This is a genomic window from Desulfarculus baarsii DSM 2075 (genome assembly GCF_000143965.1).
Lineage (GTDB): Bacteria > Desulfobacterota > Desulfarculia > Desulfarculales > Desulfarculaceae > Desulfarculus > Desulfarculus baarsii.
Genome location: NC_014365.1, coordinates 3,496,151 through 3,517,279, shown reverse-complemented (window position 1 = coordinate 3,517,279; position 21,129 = coordinate 3,496,151). Strand labels below are relative to the sequence as shown.

General features: G+C 68.8%; 23 protein-coding genes. 19 read left to right on the top strand and 4 right to left on the bottom strand.

Features of this window, described 5'->3' with window-relative positions:
* Positions 1–6: 6 nt before the first annotated feature.
* Complete coding sequence (locus DEBA_RS17495; RefSeq protein WP_013259966.1) at positions 7–2,502, bottom strand: diguanylate cyclase; 2,496 nt, start codon at positions 2,500–2,502, stop codon at positions 7–9.
* 134 nt (positions 2,503–2,636) lie between these two features.
* Between DEBA_RS17495 and DEBA_RS15870 the strand changes: the two genes are divergently transcribed.
* From DEBA_RS15870 to selD, 4 genes are all read left to right on the top strand, one after another.
* Positions 2,637–3,359 carry a creatininase family protein gene (locus DEBA_RS15870; protein WP_013259965.1) on the top strand — a complete coding sequence of 241 codons (723 nt, stop codon included), beginning with the start codon at positions 2,637–2,639 and terminating at the stop codon, positions 3,357–3,359.
* Between the two features lie 69 nt (positions 3,360–3,428).
* The gene (locus DEBA_RS15865; protein WP_013259964.1) at positions 3,429–4,328 is read left to right on the top strand and encodes a selenium metabolism-associated LysR family transcriptional regulator; all 900 of its coding nucleotides are present in this window, start codon (positions 3,429–3,431) and stop codon (positions 4,326–4,328) included.
* A gap of 4 nt (positions 4,329–4,332) precedes the next feature.
* Positions 4,333–4,803, top strand: coding sequence for an HAD family hydrolase (locus DEBA_RS15860; RefSeq protein WP_013259963.1), 471 nt, complete (start codon positions 4,333–4,335; stop codon positions 4,801–4,803).
* 24 nt (positions 4,804–4,827) lie between these two features.
* On the top strand, positions 4,828–5,871 hold the full coding sequence (gene selD / locus DEBA_RS15855; RefSeq protein ID WP_013259962.1) for a selenide, water dikinase SelD: 1,044 nt from the start codon (positions 4,828–4,830) through the stop codon (positions 5,869–5,871).
* Here the strand turns inward: selD and recN are convergent.
* The 3 genes from recN to DEBA_RS15840 are packed head-to-tail and all read right to left on the bottom strand — an operon-like array spanning position 5,865 to position 9,436.
* Positions 5,865–7,571: a DNA repair protein RecN gene (recN, locus tag DEBA_RS15850; RefSeq protein WP_013259961.1), complete on the bottom strand. Its 1,707-nt coding sequence runs from the start codon at positions 7,569–7,571 to the stop codon at positions 5,865–5,867. The two genes, selD and recN, sit on opposite strands and share 7 nt — an antisense overlap.
* A gap of 3 nt (positions 7,572–7,574) precedes the next feature.
* A complete protein-coding gene (locus tag DEBA_RS17490; protein ID WP_013259960.1) occupies positions 7,575–8,387 on the bottom strand; it encodes a ThiF family adenylyltransferase in 813 nt (270 codons plus the stop codon).
* A complete protein-coding gene (locus DEBA_RS15840) occupies positions 8,384–9,436 on the bottom strand; it encodes a DUF1786 domain-containing protein (protein ID WP_013259959.1) in 1,053 nt (350 codons plus the stop codon). Before DEBA_RS15840 ends, DEBA_RS17490 begins: the two co-directional genes overlap by 4 nt.
* A 253-nt stretch (positions 9,437–9,689) precedes the next feature.
* Between DEBA_RS15840 and ffh the strand changes: the two genes are divergently transcribed.
* The 15 genes from ffh to DEBA_RS15765 all read left to right on the top strand — a co-directional run bounded on the left by ffh (position 9,690) and on the right by DEBA_RS15765 (position 21,067).
* Entirely contained in the window at positions 9,690–11,027 is a 1,338-nt protein-coding gene (gene ffh, locus DEBA_RS15835) for a signal recognition particle protein (RefSeq protein WP_013259958.1), read from the top strand.
* 36 nt (positions 11,028–11,063) lie between these two features.
* A complete protein-coding gene (gene rpsP, locus DEBA_RS15830; RefSeq protein ID WP_013259957.1) occupies positions 11,064–11,321 on the top strand; it encodes a 30S ribosomal protein S16 in 258 nt (85 codons plus the stop codon).
* A gap of 73 nt (positions 11,322–11,394) precedes the next feature.
* The gene (locus DEBA_RS15825; protein ID WP_013259956.1) at positions 11,395–11,625 is read left to right on the top strand and encodes a KH domain-containing protein; all 231 of its coding nucleotides are present in this window, start codon (positions 11,395–11,397) and stop codon (positions 11,623–11,625) included.
* Between the two features lie 2 nt (positions 11,626–11,627).
* The gene (gene rimM, locus DEBA_RS15820) at positions 11,628–12,167 is read left to right on the top strand and encodes a ribosome maturation factor RimM (protein ID WP_013259955.1); all 540 of its coding nucleotides are present in this window, start codon (positions 11,628–11,630) and stop codon (positions 12,165–12,167) included.
* A gap of 13 nt (positions 12,168–12,180) precedes the next feature.
* The gene (gene trmD / locus DEBA_RS15815) at positions 12,181–12,918 is read left to right on the top strand and encodes a tRNA (guanosine(37)-N1)-methyltransferase TrmD (protein ID WP_013259954.1); all 738 of its coding nucleotides are present in this window, start codon (positions 12,181–12,183) and stop codon (positions 12,916–12,918) included.
* Positions 12,919–13,006: 88 nt separating this feature from the next.
* Positions 13,007–13,354 (top strand): 50S ribosomal protein L19, encoded by a 348-nt coding sequence (rplS, locus tag DEBA_RS15810; RefSeq protein WP_013259953.1) that lies wholly within the window; start codon positions 13,007–13,009, stop codon positions 13,352–13,354.
* A gap of 2 nt (positions 13,355–13,356) precedes the next feature.
* Positions 13,357–14,010, top strand: a complete 654-nt coding sequence (locus DEBA_RS15805) for a ribonuclease HII (RefSeq protein ID WP_013259952.1) — start codon at positions 13,357–13,359, stop codon at positions 14,008–14,010.
* Positions 14,003–14,362: a YraN family protein gene (locus DEBA_RS15800; RefSeq protein ID WP_013259951.1), complete on the top strand. Its 360-nt coding sequence runs from the start codon at positions 14,003–14,005 to the stop codon at positions 14,360–14,362. Before DEBA_RS15805 ends, DEBA_RS15800 begins: the two co-directional genes overlap by 8 nt.
* A gap of 3 nt (positions 14,363–14,365) precedes the next feature.
* A complete protein-coding gene (gene rsmI / locus DEBA_RS15795) occupies positions 14,366–15,526 on the top strand; it encodes a 16S rRNA (cytidine(1402)-2'-O)-methyltransferase (protein WP_013259950.1) in 1,161 nt (386 codons plus the stop codon).
* A complete protein-coding gene (gene ptsP, locus DEBA_RS15790; RefSeq protein ID WP_148227891.1) occupies positions 15,523–17,301 on the top strand; it encodes a phosphoenolpyruvate--protein phosphotransferase in 1,779 nt (592 codons plus the stop codon). The genes rsmI and ptsP overlap by 4 nt, the downstream gene beginning before the upstream one ends.
* 11 nt (positions 17,302–17,312) lie before the next feature.
* Positions 17,313–17,768 carry an SsrA-binding protein SmpB gene (gene smpB / locus DEBA_RS15785; RefSeq protein WP_013259948.1) on the top strand — a complete coding sequence of 152 codons (456 nt, stop codon included), beginning with the start codon at positions 17,313–17,315 and terminating at the stop codon, positions 17,766–17,768.
* Between the two features lie 142 nt (positions 17,769–17,910).
* Positions 17,911–18,933: a tRNA 2-thiouridine(34) synthase MnmA gene (gene mnmA / locus DEBA_RS15780; RefSeq protein WP_013259947.1), complete on the top strand. Its 1,023-nt coding sequence runs from the start codon at positions 17,911–17,913 to the stop codon at positions 18,931–18,933.
* A gap of 17 nt (positions 18,934–18,950) precedes the next feature.
* Complete coding sequence (locus DEBA_RS15775; RefSeq protein ID WP_013259946.1) at positions 18,951–19,406, top strand: RrF2 family transcriptional regulator; 456 nt, start codon at positions 18,951–18,953, stop codon at positions 19,404–19,406.
* Positions 19,407–19,419: 13 nt separating this feature from the next.
* Positions 19,420–20,592: a homocysteine biosynthesis protein gene (locus DEBA_RS15770; protein ID WP_013259945.1), complete on the top strand. Its 1,173-nt coding sequence runs from the start codon at positions 19,420–19,422 to the stop codon at positions 20,590–20,592.
* Between the two features lie 67 nt (positions 20,593–20,659).
* Entirely contained in the window at positions 20,660–21,067 is a 408-nt protein-coding gene (locus tag DEBA_RS15765) for an NIL domain-containing protein (RefSeq protein ID WP_013259944.1), read from the top strand.
* Positions 21,068–21,129 lie beyond the last annotated feature (62 nt).

Below are 21,129 nucleotides of genomic sequence, written 5' to 3'. Positions count from 1 at the left end.
TCTTGGTTAATCGCGGCCGTCCTGGGCCAGGGGGCACTCGCCGATCACCCGGTTGCGCCCGGCCTGCTTGGCGGCGTAAAGGGCCTGGTCGGCCAGGTTGATCAGGCGGTCCTGGTTCAGGTCGCCCTTGAGGCAGGCCACGCCGATGCTCACCGTGACGCGGCGCTTTTGGCGCTGGCCATCGGCGGCCACCGGCCACAGGTCCATGGCCTCCACCGCCGCGCGGATGCGTTCGGCCACGACCATGGCCTCGGCGCGCTCGGTGCGCGGCAACAGCACGGCGAACTCCTCGCCGCCATAACGACAGGGCAGGTCGGCGGCCCGCACCACGCCGCGCACCACGCCGGCGAACTGAGCCAGGGCCTTGTCGCCTTCCAGGTGACCAAAAGTGTCGTTGTATTGCTTGAATCTGTCAAGGTCGAGCATGAGCAGGGCCAGGGGTTGGCCAAAGCGGCGGGCGATCTCCATCTCGCGGTCGACGGTGGCGTGAAAAAAGCGCTTGTTGTAGAGCCCGGTCAACTCGTCGGTCACCGAGAGCAGGCGCAGTTCCTGTTCCAGGTTTTTCTGGTCGGTGATGTCGATGAGCGTTTCCACCGCGCGGATGACGCGGCCGTGTTCGTCCTTGATGGGCGCGGCGATGAAATAGAGGTGCCGGCCGTGGCCCGATTCGCCCCAGAAGAGATCCTCGCACTCGATGCTGCCCTCGACCAGGCTGGAGCGGCGCAGGCCCTTGGCGCCGTAGTGCTTTTCCATGGCGTCATAGTCGCCGTCGAGCACCAGGTCGGCCAGGGTGGGATGGATGTCGGGGTAAAAGGGCCGCCAGTGGTCGGAGGTGCCGATGACCTCGCTGGCCGCGCGGCCCGAGATGCGCTCCATGGCCCGGTTCCAGTGCACGACCTTGTGCCGGCTGTCGATGACCATGACCGGCACGGGCAGGCTGGCCAGGGTGGCCTCGATCATCATCTGGCCTTCGCGCAGGGCCTCCTCCAAACGTTTGCGCTCGGTGATCTCGAAGCCGATGCCCTCCAGGTAGGTCGGCTGGCCCTGGTCGTCGCGCACCAGTATCGAGCGCTCCAAAAACCAGTGCAACCCACCCTGGCAGTCGCGGATGGCGAATTGCTGCTCGCGCACGGCCGGCGGCTCGCCGCTGATCTGCGACAGCCAGTTTTGCAGCACGCGCTGGCGCTGATCGGAGGGGATGGCCCGGACCATGATGTCGTTGTCGCCGATGATGTCGTCGGCCTTGTAGCCGGTGATGCGTTCGACGGTGCTGTTGAGGTATTCGAAACGTTTGGTGTCGATGCACCAGCGGTAGACGATGCCCGGCGCGTTTTCGACCAGGCGGCGATAGCGCTCTTCGCTGGCGCGCAATTCGGCCTGGGCCTGGGCCATCTCGGTGATGTCGCGCACCAGGCCGAAGCGGCCCTCGCCGCCGCCCCGGGCCGTGGCCGTGATCAGGGCCTCGAAGGCCTGGCCGGACTTGCGGCGCATGGTCGTGTGATGATCCTGCACGTAGCCCTGGGCGAAGATGGCCTCCAGATAGGCCTGGCGTTGGCCTTCGTCGGCGAACATGGGGCCGGTGTCGGGCAGGTCGAGCATTTCTTGGCGGTTGTCGTAACCAAAGACCTTGACCGCCGCGGCGTTGACGTCGCTGAGGCGGCCGTCGTGGCCGACGATGAAGGCGGCGTCGCGGCTGTCGGAGAAAAGTTGGCGGAAACGAGCCTCGTTGGCCTCGGCCGAGCGGATCATGTCCTGGGCGCTGATGGTCAGCTTGCGTAGCGCCGCCGACAGTCGGCCCAGTTCGTCGCGGCGTTGCAGGGTTTCCGGCGGGGTCAGGTCGCCGGCGGCCACCCGCTCGGCCTCGGCGGTCAGCCGGCGCAGGGGCCGGGCCACCCCGCGGCGCAGCGCCACGATGGCCACCGCCGCCAGCACCGCCGAACCGATGAGCGCCAGCCAGAAGACCGTCAGCTTGGCCCGGTGGAACAGGGCCCGCGCCTGATCGTCGCTGACCTGCACCACCAACAACAGCCCCGAGTTGCGCTCCTTGTCGAAGCGCAGCCAGATGTCGCCCTCGGGCGTGCTCAGGCTGGTGAAACCGTGGCCCCGCAGCAGCAACGCCTTGATGGCCCGGCGGTCGGGCAGGACGGCGGCGCGGTAGTGATGGGCGGCCAGGACGCGGCCGTGCTCGTCGGCCACGAAGGCGAAACTGCCGCCGGGCGTGCGGCCGGGGGCGAAATGGGCCATGCCGCGTTCCAGGGCCTGGCGCGTCTGGGCCGGCCCGCCCGCGCCGTGCAGCTTAAGCAGATGGTCGACCTGGCGCTGGATGTGCCACAGCTCGTTGCCCAGGCTGGTCTCCAGGCTGGCCACGATGTGGCGCATGGACACGTCGTGGAATAAAAGCAGCATCGAAACCGACACGACCAGGCACACGCCCATCATGGTCGCGCCAAGCTTCAGGCCGACGGGCATGGCGCTGATTCTGTCGGCTAAACGCAAAGACATGGCCAGTGTTCCATAGTAAACTAGCTGCCAGCCGGAGCCCGGCCAACGGGCGTGCTTTGTAAAAAAATCGGCCAAGACGGGCTTGGCGCCGTGGGGCGACGGGTTGCCGCGGCCGCCGCCGGGAGGATACGATCATGTTGATGCATGAACTGACCATGCCGGGTTTCGTACAGCAACGCCGGCAAGTCGAGGCGGCGATTTTGCCCATCGGCGTGATGGAGCAGCACGGCCCCCATCTGCCCCTGGGCCTGGACGCCATGCACGCCCTGGCCCTGGCCCAGGCCGCCGCGGCCATCGAGCCTTGCTTTGTCTTGCCGCCGCTTTTTTATGGGATCTGCCGCAGCACGGCCAATCATCCGGGCACGATCGGCATCTCCGGCGACGCCCTCAGAGCCGTGCTACACGATATAGGACAGGGGGTTTGGAGTCAAGGCATACGCTGCCTGTGCCTGCTCACCGGACACGCCGGCGGCACCCACCAAAGCGCCCTCATCGAGGCCGGCGAAAGACTCTTGACCAGCACCGGCCTACAGGTGGCCACCGTCTGCGTGCTCGACCTGCTGGCCGAGGCCCGGCCGATCCTGCAATGCCCCGGCGACAGCCACGCCGGCGAGGTCGAAACGTCGCTGGCCATGCATCTGTGGCCCGGGCTGGTCCAGGGTTCGGCCGCCGAGGAATATCCCAGCTTCCCGCGCTTTCGCCTGGTGCGCGACAAACGGGCCCACTGGCCCGGCGGCGTTTGGGGCGATCCCACCAAAGCCTCGGCCGAAAAGGGCCGCCTGATTCTGGAGGCCGAGGCCAAGGCCCTGGCGGCGCTGGTGGCCGAACTGCTGGCGGCGGCCCAGGAAGGCGCTTGACCGGGCGGTCGCCGGCTGATATCTTGGTTTGGCCGATAGGTGCACGCATCAATTATCGATAGGTGATCCATGGACCTGCGCCGGCTACAGGTTTTCGCCAAGGTTTACGAGCAGCGTTCGTTTTCGCGGGCGGCCGAGGAGGTGCTGCTGAGCCAGCCCACGGTCAGCGGCCACATCAAGACGCTGGAGGAAGACCTGGGCGTGAGCCTGTTCGACCGCCTGGGCCGCGAGATCATGCCCACCAGGGCCGCCGAACTGCTCTACGACTACGCCAAACGCATCCTGATCATGGTCGAGGAGGCCCGCCGGGCGGTGGACGCCTATCTGGGCCGGCTCAGCGGCGATCTGCTGGTGGGCGGCTCGACCATCCCCGGCCAATACATCCTGCCGCTCTACATCGGCCTTTTTCGCCAGGCTCACCCGGACGTGCGCATCAACCTGACCATCGCCGACACCGAACTTATCGCCGGCAAGGTGTTGGCCGGTGAACTGGAGCTGGGCGTGGTCGGCGCGGCCCTGGACGACGACCGCCTGCAGTTTTCCGCTCTGTGGAACGACGAACTGGCCCTTGCCGTCTGGCCCGATCACCCCCTGGCCGGCAAGGTGGCCGGCATCGGCGACTTGCTGCGCTGGCCGCTGATCCTGCGCGAGGCCGGCAGCGGCACGCGCATGTCGCTGGCCGCCTCGCTACGCAAGGCCGGCGTCGGCTTCGACGACCTGACCGTGGCCGCCCAGATGGGCTCGACCACGGCGGTGATCCAGGCCGTGCGGGCCAAGGTGGGCATGGGCGTCCTCAGCCGCCGGGCCCTGGCCGACGACGTGGCCGCCGGCCGTCTGGCCCTGGTGGAAATCAAGGTTCTGGACCTGCGGCGGCGTTTTCATCTGGTCATGCGCAAGCGCCGCACCCACTCGCCGGCGGCCCAGGCCTTCATCGCCCTGCTCAAGGAGCAGCGGGCGGTGGCCGAGTAGCGCCATGGCCTTGCGTTTGGACATCCCCGGTTGGCGCGCCCTGGCGCTGGAGCACCTGGTGCTCGACCTCAACGGCACCCTGGCCCACGACGGCGTGGTCGCCTCCGCGGTGCGCCAGGCCGTGCTGGGGCTGAGTGAAATCCTGACCTGCCACCTGTTGACGGCCGACACCTTTGGCACGGCCGCCACTATTTTTGGCCAGGGCGTGAATCTGCACGTCATCGGCCCCGGCGACGAGGCCGGGCAGAAGCTGGCCTTCGTGCGGCGGCTGGGCGCCGACAGCGTGGCGGCCATCGGCAACGGGGCCAACGACGCGCCAATGCTGCTGGCGGCGGTGGTGGGCGTCTGCGTCGTCGGCCCCGAGGGCGCCAGCGGCCAGGCCGTGCGCGCCGCCGACGTCATCACCACCGGCCCGTTGGAGGCCCTGGGCCTGTTCGCCCGGCCCGACCGCCTGCGGGCCACCTTGCGGCGCTAGGGGCCGATAGGGGAGCGATCGATCATGGCCGAGGAGCCAAGGCTGGCCGAAAAGGCCCGGGCCGCCGGTTGAGCGGCAAAGATAGGTCCGGGTGATCTAGCGCAGATTCTCGAAGGCCTGCCCCCCGAGACCGACCCCCGCCTGCTGGTCGGCGCGGGCACGGCCGACGACGCCGGCGTTTACAAGCTCAGCGACGATCTGGCCCTGATCCAGACGCTGGACTTTTTCACGCCCATCGTCAACGATCCCTATCTTTTCGGCCAGATAGCCGCGGCCAACGCCCTCAGCGACGTCTACGCCATGGGCGGCCGGCCGCTGACGGCCATGAACATCTGCTGTTTTCCGGTGAAAACCCTGCCCTTCGAGACCCTGCGCGAGATCCTGCGCGGCGGGGCCGACAAGGTCCACGAGGCCGGCGCGGCCCTGGCCGGCGGCCACTCGGTGGAGGACGAAGACCTCAAATACGGCCTTTCGGTGACGGGCGTGGTCCATCCCGATCGGGTGGTGACCAACGCCGGCCTGCGGCCGGGGCAGATCCTGGTGCTGACCAAGCCCCTGGGCACCGGCGTCATCGCCACCGCCCTCAAGGCCGGCCTGGCCTCGCCCCAGGCCGTGGAACGGGCCGTGGCCCAGATGCGCCGGCTCAACGCCCTGGCCGGCCGGGTGATGAACGAATGCGGCGTCGGCGGCGGCACGGATGTAACGGGCTTTGGCCTGCTGGGCCACGGCCTGGAGCTGGCCCGGGCCTCGGGCGTGGGCCTGGAGATCATCGCCAACGACGTGCCCGTGCTGGCCGAGGCCAGGGAGATGGCCACCATGGGCCTGGTGCCCCTGGGCAGCCACCGCAACCGGCAATATTGCGACCGCTGGCTGGCCAGCCGTGGCGCGGTCGACCCCATAGTCCGCGATCTGCTGGCCGACGCCCAGACCTCGGGCGGGCTGTTGATGGGCCTGGAGCCCGATCAGCTCGACCGGGCGGTGGCGATGCTTTTGGCCGGCGGCGACGGCGCGGCGATTATCGGCCGGGTCACCGCCGAGCCGGCCGGCGTGGTCACGGTGGTCTACTGAGCCTGCTTTTGCCGGCGGGCGGCGGCCAAAAGCTCCTCGGCGTGGCGACGGGCGGTGCCCTGGTCGTCGGGGCCGGCCAGCATGCGGGCCAGTTCGGCCAGGCGGCCGCGCTCGTCCAGGGGCGCTAGCGCCGTGGCCGTGCGGCCGCCGTCGATCTGCTTGACCACGGCGATGTGACTGTCGGCCCAGGCGGCGATCTGGGGCAGATGGGTGATGCAGATCACCTGGGCCCCCCGGCTGAGTTGGGCCAGCTTGCGGCCGATGGCCGAGCCGGTGGCCCCGCCCACGCCGGCGTCGACCTCGTCGAAGACCATCGTCGGCAGGCCCATCTTTTGCGCCACCACCCCCCGCAGGGCCAACAACAGCCGCGAAAGCTCGCCGCCGCTGGCGATGCGCGCCAGCTTGCGCAGGCCCTCGCCGGGGTTGGGCGCGATGAGGAACTCGCAGCCTTCCAGGCCGGCCGGGCCCAGGGGGCCCTTGTCGGTGGCCACGGCGGCCCCGGCGGGCGGGATGAACTGGGCCTCGAAACGGCAGGCGGTCATGCCCAGTTGGGCCAGCTCGGCCTCGACGGCCCGGGCCAGGCGGCTGGCGGCTTGCTGGCGCCGATCGCTGAGCGCCTCGGCCAGGGCCAGGGCGCTTTCCAGGGCGGCCTGGCGTTGGGCGGCCAACTCCCGCAGGGCGTCCTGGCCGGTCTCCAGGCTGGCCAGCTCTTGGCGGGCGCTTTCCAGGGCGGCGGGGGCGTCGCCGCCGTACTTGCGGCCCAGACGCTGGAGCTGGTGCAGGCGGGCTTCGATCCAATCCAGGCGCTCGGGGTCGAAGTTGATCTTGCCATTGTAGGCGCGCAGCTCCATGGCCAGGTCTTCCAGCAGAAAAAAGGCCTCCTCGGCCTTGGCGGCCAGGCCGGCGGCCCGCTGGTCGATGGCCGTCAAGTCCTTGAGCTGGCCGCGCAGCTTGCCCGCGCGCTCCAGCAGCGAGCCTTCGGCGGCGTAGAGCCCGTCAAAGGCCTGGCGGCCCAGATTGCCCATCTGCTCGGCCCCGGCCAGCAGATGGCGTTCCTGGCGCAGTTCGTCCTCCTCGCCAGGGCGCAGGTTGGCCGCCTCCAGTTCCTCGACGGCGCGCAGCAGATCGTCGCGGCGGTGCTCGCGGCGCTCCAGCTCTTGGCCCAGGGCCTTGATCCGGCCGTCCAGGTCGCGGACCCGGGCCGCGGCCCGGCCGACCTGGCCGCGTTGGTCGTCCAGGCCGGCAAAGGCGTCGAGAAGGGCCAGGTGCTGATCGGCGCGCAACAGGGAGGTGGATTCGTGCTGACCCACCACGCTGACCAACTCGGGCCCCAGCCGGCCCAGCAAGGCCAGCGTGGCCAGCGTCCCGCCCACCTGCACGCGGTTGCGGCCCTCGCGGTTGACCACCCGGCGGATGACCAGCTCGCCGCCGGGCTCCAGGGCCGCGCCGCCGTCCTCGGCCAAAACGGCCGCGGCCGGGCCATGTTCGTCGACGGTGAACAGGGCCTCGATGACCGCCTGCTCGGCCCCCTGGCGCACCAGATCGCCGGCGGCCCGCTGGCCCAGGATCAGGCCCATGGCCGCCAGGATGATCGATTTGCCGGCGCCGGTCTCGCCGCTGAGCACGGTCAGGCCGGGGCTGAGCTCCAGCTCCAGGCGGTCGATGAGGGCGAAGTTTTCGATGCGCAGATACGACAGCATGGCTCACTCTGCCAGGAAAAGCCGCCACAAGCAAGGGTCCAGGGCGGCGCGGCCGGGATGCCAGGCCACCACGCCCCGGCCCAGGATGATTTTCAGGCACTCCAAGGCGGCCAAGGCTCCGGCCAGCCAGACGTGGGGGCCAAAGCTCAGGGCGGAGTGACCCTGGGCCATGGCCAGCAGCATGGCCGGACTCAGGGCCAGGGGCGAACCGTCGCCCTCCAGCCAGGCGGCCAGGGGGCCCTCGGCCATGGCCTGGCTCAGGGCCTCGTCGGAGAAATCGCTCAGGGGCCGGCCCTGGGTGGCCATGCCGTCCTCGGGGTCGGGGCCTTGGGGGTCGAAGGCCCGGATCTGGATCGTCGGCAGGGCCACGGCCTCGACCAGGGGCGCGTGGCCCCGGCGGGCGGCGCGCAGGGCCATCAGCGCCGCGCGGGGCGCGTCGGCGGCCAGGATCACGGCGTCCCGGCCCGCCAGCAGGTCCGGTCGCCAGCCGTGGCCGCCCAGGGGCGGGATGATGGCCAGGCGGGCCTGGGGGTTGATCAGGGCCAGGCGGGCGGCGGTGACGGCCTCCTTGGCCTGGCCCATGGTCTCGCCGGTGGCCCCGATCTGGCGGTTCAGGTTGGTGGGCTCGAAACGGTCGCCATCGCCGAGCAGCAGATGGCCCACGCCGGCCCTGACCAGCAGCTCGGCGCAGACCCCGCCCACGCCGCCCAGGCCCAGCACGGCCACGCTGGCCTGGGCCAGGCGCTGTTGTTCCTCGGCGCCCAGATAGCCCATCTGGCGCTGGAACATCACCGGCGTGGCGGGCGGGCGGCTCATGATCGGGGCGCGGCTCGCTGGGCGTCCAGGGCCTGGGCCGCGGCCAGCAGGCCAAAGCAGCCCGAGAGCATCACGTCGCCGTGGGGCGCGGCCACGGTCCAGCCCAAATCGCGGGCCAGGGCCCGTTGGGGCCCGGTGACGAAGATGGGCGTGGTTGGCTCGTCTGGCGCGCCGGCGGCGCGGGCGCAGCCGTGGCCCCGGCCGTCAAAGACCTCGGCGTCGCTGATGCGGCCGGTGATGAAGCGCGCCAGGTGATCGGCCAGCAAGGCGGGGGTGAGCAGGCCGGTGTGGTGTTCGTAGACGGCCCAGACCCGGCCGTCGGCCACCAGAAAGGCCACGGCGTGCTCGTTGCCCAGGTTGACCAAACACAGGCCCCGCCCGGCGTGGGCGGCCGCCAGCGGGTCTTGCAGGGCCCCCCAGAGGGCGGCGGCGGCGGTGTCCATGACCAGGCAGCCGGGCCACTGGGCGCTGGCCGCGCGCAGGCGGGTCTGGCTGGGGGGCGGATCGTCGCCGATCAACGCGAGCGGGCGGCCGCCGCCGGCCAAAAAGCGCTCCCACTGGGCGAAGCGGAACTTGCGGTTGGAAAAGCGCGGGCTGAAGCCGTGGTCGCACAGGGCCACGGCCAGGCGCGGCGGCAGGTCGATCTCGCAGGCCAGGCAGATGGCGCGCAGGGCCTTCATGTCCAGATCGGAGGCGTGGATGCGGGCCGCGCCGGCCGGCGGTCGCGCGCCAATCGTGAAACCCATGGCCCGCACGCGCTCGGGGTCGTCGTGAAAGCTGGCGGCGGCCCGGGCCGTGGCCTGGAAGGCCAGCCCCGCCGCCACGTGATCCCGCGCGGCTTTGGCCATGGCCCCGCCGCCCATCAGCCAGCCGTTCAGAAACACCGGCCGGCCCTGGCGCGTGGCCCGTTGGATGCGTTTGGCCACGATCTGGGTTGGCGAGGGCAGAACCATCTTCAGGGCGTTTTCGATGGGGCGATCGGCCCGCCAGAAGAGAATATCCTGGGTGCCGCCGCCCACGTCGAGGCATAATAGGCTTTGCAGGGCCATGGCGTCGCTCCTTGTGGTCGAGATTGGATTTTAGGTCCGGGCCGAAAGGCTGGCAACAAGCAATTGAATCCCGAGCGCGAGGGATGGTATATTTTCACAAGAGGCGCAAGCGCGGCTCGGGGAAAAAGGCGCGGCCGTTGGTTGACGGTTGCGGGGGCATCCAATATAATCCATTCTTTCGTGGGGCCATCCACGCAAGGGTCAGGTGCGCCCATATCACGCGAAGCGAGTTATAGCGGAAATCTGGTTGCCGATGTTCGATAATCTCAGCGATCGCCTGGCGGAGACATTCAAGCGCCTGAAGGGCCACGGCAAGCTGTCGGAGGCCAACATCGCCGACGCCCTGCGCGAGGTGCGCCTGGCCTTGTTGGAGGCCGACGTCAACTACAAAGTGGCCAAGGACTTTGTCGCCGGGGTGCGCGAGCGCGCCGTGGGCCAAGAGGTCATGAAGAGCCTGACCCCGGCCCAGCAGGTGATCAAGATCGTCCGCGAGGAGCTTTCGTCGCTGATGGGCGGCCAGGCCGAAGGCCTGAACCTGATCGGCCGGCCGCCGCAGGTGCTGATGATGGTGGGCCTGCAGGGCGCGGGTAAGACGACCACCGCCGGCAAGCTGGCGCGCATGCTGGCGGGCATGGGCAAAAAGCCCCTGCTGGTGCCGGCCGACGTGCAACGCCCGGCGGCCATCGAGCAGCTGAAAAAGCTGGGCGCGCAACTGGGCGTCCCCGTCCACGACAGTGACCCCGGCGGCGACCCGGTCGACATCTGCGTGCGGGCCCTGGGCACGGCCTCGCGTCTGGGCTGCGACGCGCTGATCCTCGACACCGCCGGCCGGCTGCACATCGACGAGCCGCTGATGGCCCAGTTGGAGCGCATCAAGCAAAAGCTTCAGCCCGGCGAGATCCTTCTGGTGGCCGACGCCATGACCGGCCAGGACGCGGTCAACGTGGCCGAGGCTTTTCATCAGCGCCTGGGCCTGAGCGGCGTGGTGCTGACCAAGGTCGAGGGCGACGCCAGGGGCGGCGCGGCGTTGTCGATCCGCGCGGTGACGGGCGTGCCGATCAAGCTCGTTGGCGTGGGCGAAAAGCTCGACGCCCTGGAGCCTTTTCACCCCGATCGCATGGCCGGGCGCATCCTGGGCATGGGCGATGTGCTAAGCCTCGTGGAAAAGGCCGCCTCGGCCTTCGAGCAGGAAAAAGCCCAGGCCCTGGCCAAGAAGATGGCCAAAAACGAGTTTGACCTGGAGGATTTTCGTGAGCAAATCCGCCAGATTCGCAAGCTGGGCTCGCTGGAGTCGATCCTGGGCATGCTGCCGGGGGCCGGTAAGCTCAAAGGCATGAAGGACATGCAGCCCGACGAGAAAGAGATCGGCCGGGTGGAGGCGATCATCAGCTCGATGACGCCCGGCGAGCGGGCCAAGCCCCAGATCATCGACGCCTCGCGGCGCAAGCGCATCGCCGCCGGCTCGGGGGTGACGGTGGCCGATGTCAACCGGCTGCTGAAAAACTTCACCCAGGCCAAAAAGATGATGAAACAAGTGAGCAAATTGGGCGGCAAGCGCAAGGGCCTCAAGCGCCTGCTTGCCTCCATGTGATCCGATAACCAGGCACACAAAAGCGGAAACGAAATAATGGCCGTAAAAATCAGACTGACCCGCATGGGCGCCAAGAGAAAACCCATCTACCGCATCGTCGCCGCCGACTCCCAGGGCAAGCGTGACGGGCGTTTTCTAGAGATCGTCGGCACCTACGACCCCAACCAGAACCCGGCCGCGGTCAACGTCAAGGCCGACGTCCTGGGCAAGTGGCTGGCCAGCGGGGCCCAGTGCACCGACACCGTGGCCAGCCTGCTCAAGGCCCGGGGCCTGTTGTCCGCCGCCGCCGAGTAGAGAGCGCCTATTGGCTTGACGCGCCGCGGTCTTCGCCGCCGTTCCCATTCCGCCACTCCTACGGAGGTGCTCTATGAAGGAGCTGATCAAGTACATTGCGCAGGCATTGGTCGACAATCCGGAGCAAGTTGAAGTGGGCGAGATAGAAGGCGAGCAGACCTCGGTGATCGAGTTGAAGGTGGCCAAGGAAGACTTGGGCAAGGTCATCGGCAAGCAGGGCCGCACGGCCCGGGCCATGCGCACCATCCTCAGCGCGGCCTCGACCAAGATCCGCAAGCGGGCGGTGCTGGAGATCATCGAGTAGCGATGCCGGCCCAACGCCTTGTGACCATGGGTCGTTCGGCGGGCTCGTTCGGCCTGCGGGGCGAGGTCAAGATAAGCTCGTTCGCCGAAGACCACGAGGTGTTCGCGCGGGCGGGCGTGGTCTATCTGGGGGCCGAGCCCGGCGTGGCCAAGCCATACCGCCTGCTGGGCGCGCGCTGGCACGGCGGCCGATTGCTGATGACCCTGGAAGGCGTGACCACGCGGGAAGACGCCGCGGCGCTGGGTGGGGCCTGGCTTTATCTGCGCCGGGAAGACCTGCCGCCCCTGGCCGACGACGAGTTTTACTGGTTCGAGCTGATCGGCGCGCGGGCGCGCACGGCCCAAGGTCAAGACCTGGGCCATGTTTTCGCCCTGACCGACAACGGCGCCCACGACAACCTGGTGTTGCGTGGCCCCGGTGGCAAGGAGGCCATGATCCCTCTGGTCGAGGGCGTGTTGGTCGAAATGGACCTGGCCGCCGGGTTGGTGGTGGTCGATCCGCCCGAGGGCCTGTTGGAGGCCCAGGGCTGGGACGAGCCCTAGGGCGGGCCACGAGATGATATTCGACATCCTCACCCTGCTGCCCGAGGTCTGCCAGGCCTACGCCCAGGCGTCGATCCTGGGCCGGGCCCAGAAGGCCGGGCTGATCGCCGTGCGGCCGCTGGACGTGCGGCCCTTTGGCCTGGGCCGCCACCACGTGGTCGATGATACGCCCTATGGCGGCGGCTGCGGCATGGTGATGATGGCCGGGCCGTTGTGCGCGGCCCTGGAGAGCCTGGAGCCCGAGCCGGCCGGGCCGGTGATCTTGCTTTCGCCCCAGGGCCGGCGTTTCGATCAGGCCGTGGCCGAGGAACTGGCTCGTTTGCCGCGGCTGATTCTGGTCTGCGGCCGCTACGAGGGCGTGGACGAGCGCTTTCGGCGGTTGAAGGTCGACGACGAGCTTTCGGTGGGCGATTTCGTCATTTCCGGCGGCGAGTTGGCGGCCCTTTGCGTGGTGGACGCGGTGAGCCGGCTGTTGCCGGGAGTGTTGGGCTCGGAGGATTCGGCGGCCAGCGACAGCTTTGCCGACGGCCTGCTGGAGCACCCCCACTACACGCGGCCGGCGGTTTTTCGGGGGCTTGAGACGCCGGAAGTGCTGCTGGGCGGCAATCACGCATTGATCGCCCGCTGGCGGCGGGCCCAGTCGCTGGCCCGCACCAGGGCCCGTCGGCCGGACCTGCTGGCCAAGGCGCGTTTGAGTGAAACGGACCTGGCCCTGCTGGATGAGGTGGCGGATCAGGATAATATAGGATAGATTATGCGCGGCCCGGTCCGGGCCGGCCCAAGCCAACAAGCGCGGCGGCGCTTTTTTCCCCGCGCACAGCTTTTTGGGAGTTTTAGTGATGGACGCCATCGAAATGCTCGCTCTCGAGCAGAAGCGCGTGGACATTCCCGATTTTCGCGGCGGCGACACGGTGAAGGTGCACGTGCGGATCAAAGAAGGTGAAAAAGAGCGCATCCAGGTCTTCCAGGGCGTGGTGCTGCGCCGCCGGGGCCATGGTCCGGGCGAGACTTTCACCGTGCGCAAGATCTCCTACGGCGTGGGCGTGGAGCGCATCTTCCCGTTGCACTCGCCGGTCATCGACAGGGTCGAAGTGGTCACCGAGGGCAAGGTGCGCCAGGGCCGCATCTACTTCCTGCGTGGCCTGCGCGGCAAAGCCGCCCGTCTCAAGGAGAAGGGGCGCAACTAGCCGTGGGCGGGGCGGCGGCCAAGGGCTGCGCGCCTGGGCCGGTCGGCCACGAGGAAATGCTCTTGTGGCGGCGGGGCTGCCGCTTGCTGGCGGGGGCCGACGAGGCCGGCCGCGGGCCGTTGGCCGGGCCGGTGGTGGCCGCCGCGGTGATGTTGCGCGCCGATTGGCCCGACCCCGGAGTCGACGACTCCAAGCGTCTGAGCGCGGCGCGGCGGGAGTTTCTGGCCGAGCGCATCAAGGCCGACGCGGCCGGTTGGGCCGTGGCCGTGGTCGAGGCCGACGAGATCGACCGCCTCAACATCCACAACGCCTCGCTTTTGGCCATGAGCCGGGCCGTGGAGCAATTGCGCCCGCGGCCCGATTTCCTGTTGGTCGACGGCCGTTTCGTCACGCCTCTGGATTTGCCCCAAAAAGCCGTCGTGGGTGGAGACGCCTCATGCCGTTGCATCGCCGCAGCCAGCATCCTGGCCAAGGTTTGGCGCGACGGGCTGATGGCGCGATTGCACGAGCGTTGGCCGCAATACAATTTCGCGGCCAACAAGGGCTACCCGACCCCTCAGCACAAAGAGGCCCTGGCCAGGTTCGGGCCCTGCCCGATCCACCGGCGCTCCTACGCCGACGTGGCCCAGATGCCTTTGGCCTGGGGCGATGCCTAGGCCGCGCTTGGGCGAGGAGGCCGAGGCCCTGGCCAGGGGTCGGCTGGAGGCCCTGGGCATGCGCGTGGTGGGCGCCAATGTGCGCACCACGGCCGGCGAGCTTGATTTGATCGCCTGGGATGGCGATGTGTTGGTTTTCGTGGAGGTCAAGGGGCGTAGCGGCGCGGCTTGCGGCCTGCCCGAGGAGGCCGTGGACGCGCGCAAGCGCCGTCGGCTGGCCCAGGCGGCCCAGGCCTATCTGGCCGGCGCGCCAGGCCCGCCCGTCTGCCGTTTTGACGTGGTGGCCGTGGACCTGGCCGCCGGTGGCGCGCGGGTGCGACACCTGCCCGACGCCTTCCGGCCGGGGGACTGAGCGATGGCCACGCTCTTTGTGGTGGCCACGCCCCTGGGCAATCTGGGCGACCTGAGCCCCCGCGCCGCTCAGACCCTGGCCCAGTGCCGGGTCATCGCCGCCGAGAGCGTCGAGCGGGCGCGCAAGTTGCTGGCCCATCTGGGTTTGAGCGGCAAGCGGTTGATCAGTTGCCGCGAGGCCAACCGCCAGCGCTCGGCCCGCGAGATCGTCGGCCGCCTGGATGAGGGTCAGGACGTGGCCCTGGTCTCCGACGCTGGCACGCCCGGCGTCAACGATCCCGGCGCGGTGGTCGTGCGCCTGGCCCTGGAGGCCGGGCACAGGCTCTGCCCGGTGGCCGGGCCCAGCGCCCTGGCCGCGGCGCTGAGCGTGGCCGGGCTGGAGCCCTCGCCGGTGGTGTTTCTGGGCTTTTTGCCGCCCAAGACCGGCGCGCGGCGCGAGCTGTTGCATCGGGCCGGCCAGACCGGCTGGCCGCTGGTGATTTTCGAGGGGCCTCACCGCCTGCCGCGCACGGCGGTGGACCTGCTGGAGACCCTGGGCGATCGGCCCCTGACCGTGGCCCGCGAGTTGACCAAGCTCCACGAACAGATCTGGCGCGACACCTGCGCCGGGTTGGTGGCGGCCACGGCCCGTGAGGAGCCTCGGGGCGAATACACCCTGGTGCTGGGCCCCGGCCAGGCCGCGCCGGCCGCCGACACGGCCGATCAGGCCCGGCGGCTGCTGATCGACGGGCTGGCCGAGGGCCGGGAATCGCCGGGTGAACTGGCCCGGCGGGTGGCGGCGGCCACGGGGCAAACGCGAAAAGCGATCTACAACAAACTCATGGAGCTGAAGGGCGGCCGCGAGCGCGCCACGACCACCCCAGAATCTAGCAAAATGGACGCAGCCAACCAAGAGCCACACGAAAGAGTCCTCAGCGTGGTCAACGCCCTGGGCCTGCACGCCAGGGCCGCGGCCAAGATAACCGAATTGGCCGGCGGCTTCGACTGCCAGATCACTTTGCACAAAGACGGCGTGGAGGCCGAGGCCGACAGCGTCTTGTCCATCCTGGCCCTGGACGCGCCCAAGGGCAGCGAACTGCTGGCCCGGGCCATGGGCGGCCAAGCCCATCAGGCCCTGGAAGCCCTGGAGCGTCTGTTCGAGGATCGTTTCGGAGAGGAAGCTTGAGCGAAGGCCAAGAAATGCGCCTTGGCGGCGTGGGCGCCTCGCCGGGCATCGCCATCGCCCGGGCGTTGGTGGTGGTGCGCCGTCCCTTGCAGGCGCCCTACGCCGTGCTGACCGACGAGGCCCAGGTCGCCGCCGAGGTCGAGCGCTTCAACGAGGCGGTGGCCGCCACCGAGGCCGAACTCAACGCCGCCAAGGCCGACCTGAGCGGCGGGCTGGCCGAGTACGCCCACATCATCGACGCCCACCTGCTGATCCTGCGCGACAACATGATCAGCCAGCGGGCGGCCTCCTACATCAGCCAGCGGCGCATCAACGCCGAATGGGCCCTGTCGCTGGCCGTGCAGGAGGCCCAGAGCGCCTTCCAGCGGATCAAGGACGAATATATCCGTTCGCGCTTCGCCGATGTGGATTATGTCACCAACCAGGTCATGCGCCACCTCATCGGCCACCAGACCGACGACATCGCCCGCATCCGCGACAAGGTCATCGTCGTCGCCCACGACCTTTCGCCGGCCGACACCGCCCAGATGGACTTGGACTGGGTGCTGGGCTTCGCCACCGACATGGGCGGGCCCACCAGCCACACGGCGATCATGGCCCAGGCCCGGGCCATCCCGGCGGTAGTGGGCTGCCAGCGGGCCAGCCGCGTCGTGCAGAATGGCGACCTGATCATCATCGACGGCGGCGAGGGCCTGCTCATCATCAACCCCGACGAGGAGACCCTGCACCTCTACCGCGAGCGCCAGGAGGCCTACGAACTCTACAGCCAGGAAGTGCTGGCCCAGGCCGGCCAGGACGCCCGCACCGCCGACGGCGTGCGCGTGCACGTGGTGGCCAACATCGAAATGGGCGCCGAGGCCGGCGGCGTGGCCGGCTATGGCGCCGAGGGCATCGGGCTCTATCGCACCGAGTTTTTCTATATCAACAAGCGTCAACTACCCACCGAGCAGGAACTGCTGGAAGACTTTCAGGATGTGGCCCGGCGCATGGGCGATCTGCCCGTGACCATCCGCACCCTCGATATCGGCGGCGACAAGTTCGCCCACAGCGTGGACCTGGCCCCCGAGGCCAACCCGGCCCTGGGCCTGCGGGCCATCCGTTTCTGCCTGCAGGAGCGCGGCCTGTTCAAGACGCAGTTGCGCGCCATCTTGCGGGCCTCCAGCATGGGCCGCATGCGCATCATGTTCCCGATGATCTCGGGCCTGGGCGAACTGCGCAAGGCCCGGGCCATCGTCGAGGACGTCATGACCGAGCTGGACCACCGCGGCCTGGCCTTTGATCGCCAGATCAAAGTGGGCATCATGGTCGAGGTGCCCTCGGCGGTGATGGTGGCCGACCACCTGGCCCGGCACGCCGACTTTTTCTCCATCGGCACCAACGACCTGATCCAATACGCCCTGGCCATCGACCGGGTCAACGAATACGTGGCCCATCTTTATCAGCCGTTGCACCCGGCGGTGCTGCGCATGATCGACCGCGTGGTGCGGGCCGGCCACGCCAACGGCATCCCCGTGGCCATGTGCGGCGAGATGGCCGGCGACCCCCGGGCCGTGCCGCTGCTGCTGGGCCTGGGCCTGGACGAGCTTTCGATGAACGCCATGACCATCCCCCGCGTCAAGCAGGTGGCGCGGCGCACCGACCTGGGCCTGTGGCGCGCCGTGGCCCAGGAGGCCCTGACCCTGCCCACCGCCTCCGATGTGGCCGAACTGATCAACCGCGAACTCAACGACAACTTCCCGGACATCTTCGGCGCGGCCGCGTCGGAAAAAAGATAGGCGCGGGCGACATGGCCGGAACTGGCGTCAAAATCATCGCCGTCAACCGCAAGGCGCGGTTCAACTACGAACTGGGCGACCGCTTCGAGGCCGGCATGGTCCTCACCGGCACCGAGGTCAAATCGTTGCGCCTGGGCAAGGCCAGCCTGGTCGACGCCTACGCCAAGATCAAAAACGGCGAGCTGTGGTTGGTCAATTGCCAGATCCAGGCCTATCCCTTCGCCTACTACGACAACCACGAGCCCACCCGTCAGCGCAAGCTGCTCTTGCACAAGCGCGAGATCGCCAAGCTGGCCAGCAAGACCCAGGAGCAGGGCAACAGCCTGATCCCGCTGGCGTTATACTTCAAAAACGGCCGGGCCAAGGTAGAGCTTGCCCTGGCCAAGGGCAAGAAATTGCACGATAAACGCGCCTCGATCAAGGAGCGTGACCAGCAGCGCGAGATGGAGCGCGCCCTGCGCCGCTGAACGCGATCGCCCGCCGAGCCAGGCAAAAGGCCTAGTCAATGATAGGAAAAAGTCGGTTGACAGTGCCGGGCAAGGCATATATATTTCCCAAAATCCGAATCCTCCACGTGCTTTCTGTGTATTTGCCCGTGGGAGGCGCCTGATGGCGCGCATTGCCGTGGCCCTCAGCGGCGGGGTGGATTCCACCGTCGCCGCGCTGATGCTGCGCCGGGCCGGCCACGAGGTCATCGGGCTGACGCTGGCGCTGGGCGCGGGGCCGCGGCGGGCCCTGACCGAGGCCGCCGAGGCGGCTAGGGCGCTGGGGCTTACGCATCAGGTGATCGACGTGGCGGCGGCCTTCGAGCGGGCGGTGATCGCCCCGGCGGCGCGGGCATACGCGGCCGGCCGCACGCCCAACCCCTGCGCGGTGTGCAACGCGGCGCTGAAGATTCCGGCCCTGTGGCGGGCGGCCCAGGCCTTTGGTTGCCAGGCCCTGGCCACGGGGCATTACGCCAGGCTGGCGCGCCTGGGCGGCCGGCCGGTTTTGGCTCGGGCGGCTGACGCGGCCAAGAGCCAGGCCTATTTTTTGGCCAGGCTGCGGCCGGCGCTGCTGGAGCGATTGATTTTCCCGCTGGGCGGACTGACCAAGGACGAGGTGCGCCGGGTGGCCAGGGAAAGCGGCTTGGCCGCAGCCCAGCGCGCCGAGAGCCAGGACGGCTGCTTTCTGCCGCCAGGCGGCTGGGACGAGCTGATCGGGCGTCGGGGGTTGACGCGGCCGGGGCCCATCGAGGACGCCGCGGGCCGGGTCATCGGCCAGCACGGCGGGTTGCACCGTTTCACGGTGGGCCAACGGCGCGGCCTGGGCCTGGCCTTGGGCCGGCCGACCTATGTTCTGAGCCTGGACGGCGCGCGCGCGGCGGTGCGGGTGGGGCCCAAGGAGGCGTTGGTCACGGGCGGCTTTTGGGGCGGGGCGGCCATGTGGAACGCCACGCCGGGGGCCGATGCGATTTACGACTGCCGGGTGCGCTACGCGGCCCAGGGCGCGGCTTGCCGCGTGGAGCGTCAGGGCGATCTTTGGCGGGTGGACTTCAACAGCCCGCAGGGCGCGGTGGCGCCTGGGCAGTTGGCGGTGTTTTTCCTTGACGACCGGGTTGCTGGCTCGGCGTGGATCATCGAAAGATTTTAACAACGGATGGTGACGACATGAAGCTATCTACCAGAGGACGATACGGCGTGCGGGCCATGCTCGAACTGGCCATGCACAACGACGACGGGCCGGTGCCCCTGCGCAACCTGGCCCTGCGCCAGGAAATTTCGGCCAAATACCTGGAGCAGTTGCTGATTCCCCTCAAAGGCGCCGGCCTGGTCAAGAGCGTGCGCGGCGCCCGCGGCGGCTACCAACTGGCCGCCGATCCCAAGGATATCTCGCTTTACGACATCGTGCGCAGCCTGGAAGGCCCCCTGGCCCCGGTGGAGTGCGTGCAGGACGCCGAATACTGCCAGCGGGTCGGCGGTTGCACGGTGCATCTGGTCTGGGGCGAGATGGGCCAACTGCTGGTCGACTTCCTCTCCAAGATGTCGCTGGCCGACATGGTCGTGCGTCAACGCGAGAAAGATCAGATCTGCCCACCCGACCGCAAGATGGCCGCCAACAGCTAAGCGGGGTAAAGCCTTGATCAGGACAATCGAGGAGATCAACGCCAGGATAAAATCGGGCAAGGTCGTCGTGGCCACGGCCGAGGAGGTCGTGGGCCTGGTGCGGGAAAAAGGCGCGGCCCAGGCGGCCAAGGAAGTCGATGTGGTGACCACCGGCACCTTCGGGCCGATGTGCTCGTCGGCGGCCTACATCAATTTCCGCCAGTCCACGCCCAAGATCAAGTGCGGCGGTGGCCGGGTGACCATCGACGGCGTGCGGGGCTATGCCGGTTTCGCCGCCGCCGACGTGCTGATCGGTTGTAGCGCCCTGCCCGATGACGACCCGCGCAACGCCGTCTATCCGGGCCTGTTCCAGTTCGGCGGGGCCCACGTCATCCAAAAGCTGGTCGAGGGCAAGAAAGTCAAGCTGGAGGTGCGGGCCTACGGCACCGACTGCTACCCGCGCCGCGAATACACCGTGGAGCTTGGCCTGGAAGACCTGAACGACGCGGTGCTTTTCGACCCGCGCAACGCCTACCAGCTCTACAACGTGGCCGTCAACCTGGGCGAAAAGACCGCCTACACCTACATGGGCGTGCTCAAACCGCGCCTGGGCAACGCCAATTTCTCGACCGCTGGCGCGCTGAGCCCCCTGCTCAACGATCCCAAGCTGCGCACCATCGGCATCGGCACGCGCATCTTTCTGGCCGGGGCCGAGGGCTACGTGGTCTGGCCGGGCACCCAGCATGTGGCCAAGCCTCAGCGCGACGCCAAGGATCTGCCCCTCAGCCCCTCGGCCACCCTGGCCCTGATGGGCGACCTCAAGCAAATGGACGCGCGCTATATGCGGGCGGCCAGCGTCACCGGCTACGGCGTGTCGTTGTCGGTGGGCCTGGGCGTGCCGATCCCGGTGCTCGACGAGCAGGTGATGGTCCACTGCGCTGTCGCCGACGAGGACATCACCTACCCGATCATCGACTACGGCGAGGCCTATCCCATGGGCCGGTCGGGCAATCTGGGGCGGGTGTCCATGGCCGAGCTGATGAGCGGCCATATCGAGATCGACGGCAAGACCGTGCCCACCGGCTGCACCACCAGCCGTGTCTACAGCCGGCGCATCGCCGACGAGCTGCGGCAGCGCATCCTGCGCGGCGAGTTTTTGCTGACCAGGCCGGTGGCCGCCCTGCCAGGCGCGGAACTGGCCTATTGAGCGCGATCCAGGCGAAAACGGCCGCGTCGGACAGCGCTCCGCGCGGCCCCCAGATAAAGGTGACCCGTTGGCAAAAAAGAAAGTAATCCTCAGCTTTCCGCCACGCCTGATCCAGGAGCCGGTGACCAATGTGCTCATCCGGCAGTTCGACCTGCAGATCACCATCCTGCGCGCCCAGGTTCGGCCGCGGGAGCGGGGCCGCATGGTGGTGGAGATGATCGGCGAGAAGCAAAACTTCGACGCCGCCTTCAAGTATCTCGACGAAAAGGGCGTCCAGGTCGATCCGGTGGTTCAGGAAATGCGCTACATGCCCGAAAAGTGCGTGCATTGCACCGCTTGCGTGGCCGTCTGTCCCACCCACGCCCTCAGCGTCGACCCCCAGACGCGGGAGCTGTGCTTCGAGCCCAGCAAGTGCATCATCTGCGAATCGTGCATCCCGGCCTGCTCGTACCAGGCCATCGAGAGCCAATTCTGATCCGTCCGCCCACGGGCGGCGGGGCCGAGAGCCGCCTCGCCACCCGTGGGGCATCCGGCCCG

Excerpts from the sequence above, each read along its gene's own strand:
- DEBA_RS17495 (WP_013259966.1), bottom strand. The coding sequence starts at position 2,502 with ATGTCTTTGCGTTTAGCCGACAGAATCAGCGCCATGCCCGTCGGCCTG.
- DEBA_RS15870 (WP_013259965.1), top strand. The coding sequence starts at position 2,637 with ATGTTGATGCATGAACTGACCATGCCGGGTTTCGTACAGCAACGCCGG.
- DEBA_RS15865 (WP_013259964.1), top strand. The coding sequence starts at position 3,429 with ATGGACCTGCGCCGGCTACAGGTTTTCGCCAAGGTTTACGAGCAGCGT.
- DEBA_RS15860 (WP_013259963.1), top strand. The coding sequence starts at position 4,333 with ATGGCCTTGCGTTTGGACATCCCCGGTTGGCGCGCCCTGGCGCTGGAG.
- recN (WP_013259961.1), bottom strand. The coding sequence starts at position 7,571 with ATGCTGTCGTATCTGCGCATCGAAAACTTCGCCCTCATCGACCGCCTG.
- DEBA_RS17490 (WP_013259960.1), bottom strand. The coding sequence starts at position 8,387 with ATGAGCCGCCCGCCCGCCACGCCGGTGATGTTCCAGCGCCAGATGGGC.
- DEBA_RS15840 (WP_013259959.1), bottom strand. The coding sequence starts at position 9,436 with ATGGCCCTGCAAAGCCTATTATGCCTCGACGTGGGCGGCGGCACCCAG.
- ffh (WP_013259958.1), top strand. The coding sequence starts at position 9,690 with ATGTTCGATAATCTCAGCGATCGCCTGGCGGAGACATTCAAGCGCCTG.
- rpsP (WP_013259957.1), top strand. The coding sequence starts at position 11,064 with ATGGCCGTAAAAATCAGACTGACCCGCATGGGCGCCAAGAGAAAACCC.
- DEBA_RS15825 (WP_013259956.1), top strand. The coding sequence starts at position 11,395 with ATGAAGGAGCTGATCAAGTACATTGCGCAGGCATTGGTCGACAATCCG.
- rimM (WP_013259955.1), top strand. The coding sequence starts at position 11,628 with ATGCCGGCCCAACGCCTTGTGACCATGGGTCGTTCGGCGGGCTCGTTC.
- trmD (WP_013259954.1), top strand. The coding sequence starts at position 12,181 with ATGATATTCGACATCCTCACCCTGCTGCCCGAGGTCTGCCAGGCCTAC.
- rplS (WP_013259953.1), top strand. The coding sequence starts at position 13,007 with ATGGACGCCATCGAAATGCTCGCTCTCGAGCAGAAGCGCGTGGACATT.
- DEBA_RS15800 (WP_013259951.1), top strand. The coding sequence starts at position 14,003 with ATGCCTAGGCCGCGCTTGGGCGAGGAGGCCGAGGCCCTGGCCAGGGGT.
- rsmI (WP_013259950.1), top strand. The coding sequence starts at position 14,366 with ATGGCCACGCTCTTTGTGGTGGCCACGCCCCTGGGCAATCTGGGCGAC.
- smpB (WP_013259948.1), top strand. The coding sequence starts at position 17,313 with ATGGCCGGAACTGGCGTCAAAATCATCGCCGTCAACCGCAAGGCGCGG.
- mnmA (WP_013259947.1), top strand. The coding sequence starts at position 17,911 with ATGGCGCGCATTGCCGTGGCCCTCAGCGGCGGGGTGGATTCCACCGTC.
- DEBA_RS15775 (WP_013259946.1), top strand. The coding sequence starts at position 18,951 with ATGAAGCTATCTACCAGAGGACGATACGGCGTGCGGGCCATGCTCGAA.